The organism is Grimontia sp. AD028 (assembly GCF_000973155.1).
GTDB lineage: Bacteria > Pseudomonadota > Gammaproteobacteria > Enterobacterales > Vibrionaceae > Enterovibrio > Enterovibrio indicus.
Genome location: NZ_LASY01000192.1, coordinates 1 through 2238 on the forward strand (window position 1 = coordinate 1; position 2238 = coordinate 2238).

General features: G+C 41.5%; 3 protein-coding genes. All 3 read left to right on the plus strand.

Going from position 1 to position 2238, the window contains the following annotated elements; all coding sequences use genetic code 11:
• Positions 1 to 432 precede the first annotated feature (432 nt).
• The 3 genes from RN22_RS24235 (at position 433) to RN22_RS24245 (ending at position 1940) form a co-directional block, all read left to right on the plus strand.
• A complete protein-coding gene (locus tag RN22_RS24235) occupies positions 433 to 1095 on the plus strand; it encodes a hypothetical protein (RefSeq protein WP_046308496.1) in 663 nt (220 codons plus the stop codon).
• A 256-nt stretch (positions 1096 to 1351) separates the two neighbouring features.
• Positions 1352 to 1573 carry a hypothetical protein gene (locus RN22_RS24240; RefSeq protein WP_046308497.1) on the plus strand — a complete coding sequence of 74 codons (222 nt, stop codon included), beginning with the start codon at positions 1352 to 1354 and terminating at the stop codon, positions 1571 to 1573.
• On the plus strand, positions 1566 to 1940 hold the full coding sequence (locus RN22_RS24245) for a hypothetical protein (RefSeq protein WP_046308498.1): 375 nt from the start codon (positions 1566 to 1568) through the stop codon (positions 1938 to 1940). Before RN22_RS24240 ends, RN22_RS24245 begins: the two co-directional genes overlap by 8 nt.
• The last annotated feature ends 298 nt before the right edge of the window (positions 1941 to 2238 follow it).

Consider the following 2238-nt stretch of genomic DNA (forward strand, 5'->3'; position numbering starts at 1 on the left):
GATAGTATGGAGTGGCATCGACATTTATCTGAGCGGTGCGAGCTTTGGTCATAGCGGATAAGAGAATAAAGCTGAAGAATGGACGTACAGTATCTTAGCCAACACACGATTGCATGTTGAGTGAGTGGGTATGAAGAATAGCGCACTGATGTATGAAATTGATAAATGGGTCTTTTTCTAAAAGTGTCTGTCCCAAGTTGGTTTGTCCCAAGTTGGTTCCAAGTTGGTTTGTCATGGTCGCTATAATGAAGCGTTTGGAGCCTTCTTGGACAGGGTTGATAACATGAACGTATTAAACGTTACAAAGCGCAATCTAGTGTCTGAGGGCATAGAAAGAGCGAGGCAAAGGCTAATCAGTGGAGCTCCTCCTTTGAGAAATGGTGATGGTGCGACACTTGATGATTGGAATAATGTATTTAATCAGGTGGGGCAATGATATCGGATCTTTTTCCTTTTAATGACGGCTTAAAAAATAATGACTTGGATAAGATAGATGACCTTGTCTGTAGCAATGGTTTTTTAGGTGGGTTGGGAGTTTGTGCAAAAGAAAAGCACTTAACTTTAGACTTCCCCCATTTGCATGATGTTTCGAAATCATATGAGATGATGACATCACAGGAAATATGGGACTTACCTGAACCATTGCCTTACCAGTATTTTCCGGGAATATTGGAAGATGAAGCAGGTAGGCTCCAATATGAAACCGGACTAAATAATACCGAAAGAGAAAATATAGCGAAGGTATACAGAGCAGGGGTGGATCGGCTCGGACTATATCTGTTTGACAAAATTGATGGTGCTTACACTCGCCATAATATTGAAGTTTTTTTATCTGATGTCACCTGCGAACACTCCCATGAAAAGGGACTAGACTGGATTATTAAAAATGGCATTCGAAATGAGATAGAGGGTTATTTTGAGTATATCGTAAAAGGCATTTGCTATGGAGGCTTATATAAGTCGCCCATTTTTTCCAGAGTGTATGAAGCCTTTCTGACTGGTGGCATTCCTTGTGGTTGGGTTGGCCCGACTCCGGAAGATGGTGGAGAGCCCGTAAATAGTATTCAACTCCTGCACTTTGGACAGACGACATAGACAAAATAACAGGGACACACACTCTAAGAATACAACCAAAGATCCGAGTCCCCACAACGTGGTGAACACGATACTAAGTCGCCATTGTTCGAAAATATCACCTTAGTTCTCAGTCTGGGTAGCGCTCGTTACGATTTACCTAGATTTCAAGCAACAAAACATCAGGCTTAGGCCTGATTGACAGAAAATAGCAGAATAAAGAGGGATCAACTGTCAGGAACTAACAGGGACACACACTTTAAGAAAGCATGGAACGATGGGTACTGGTAGTACTGCTGATGCCGCAAGGTGGGAATTCGAAACAGGTGAACTATTCAAAGGCACTGACCATCTCAATAATAAAACCCCTCAGCTAATCAATGCGCTAAGCTCATGGCTTAAGAAAAACCCGAAAGCATCTAAAAGCGATTTGCATGCGGCTAAGGAAATGTTGAGGGATCTCCAGACAGCTCAGCAAGGAAAGTTAAATAATGAATAGTGAAGAGAAACTGTATACGTACTTAGTTTGTCAATTTCCGGAGTTTAGCCATCAATGGGATTCGGATGAGAATTACAACAAATTTGATGATGGTACATTTACCTTGTGTGGCTTATGCGCTGAATTTTCCCAATACTATGTTGATAGTTTCGATTCGATAAACCGACACATGTTAGTCGACTTTTTTGATAAAATAGAAACTATATTAGATTCCTCCGATTCAGAAGTTGCATATTTAGATTTGGCTAATCCATTAAAAAGCTGTTTTTTAGAGAACATAGCTCGCACAGCTGCCGGTGAGAAAAGTAAACCCTTGATGGGTAATCATACAAGAAGGTTTTTTGATGAGTGGCATATATCGTCATAAGTAAAACTAACAGACACAGCCAACAAACCACTTACTTACAGGGACAGTCACCATTAGGGAAAGACGACCACTAACCTGTCGATGAAACTAACAGGGACACTCACTCTAAGAAAGCAACCAAAGACCCGTGTCCCCGCAACGTGGTGAACACGATACTCAGTCGCCAGTGTTCGAAAATCTAACCTTAGTTCTCAGTCTGGGTGGCACTCGTTACGATTTATCCAGATTTCAAGTAACAAAAACATCAGGCTCAGGCCTGATTCAAAGAAAGTGTCAGGGAAAGAGGGATCAACTGTCA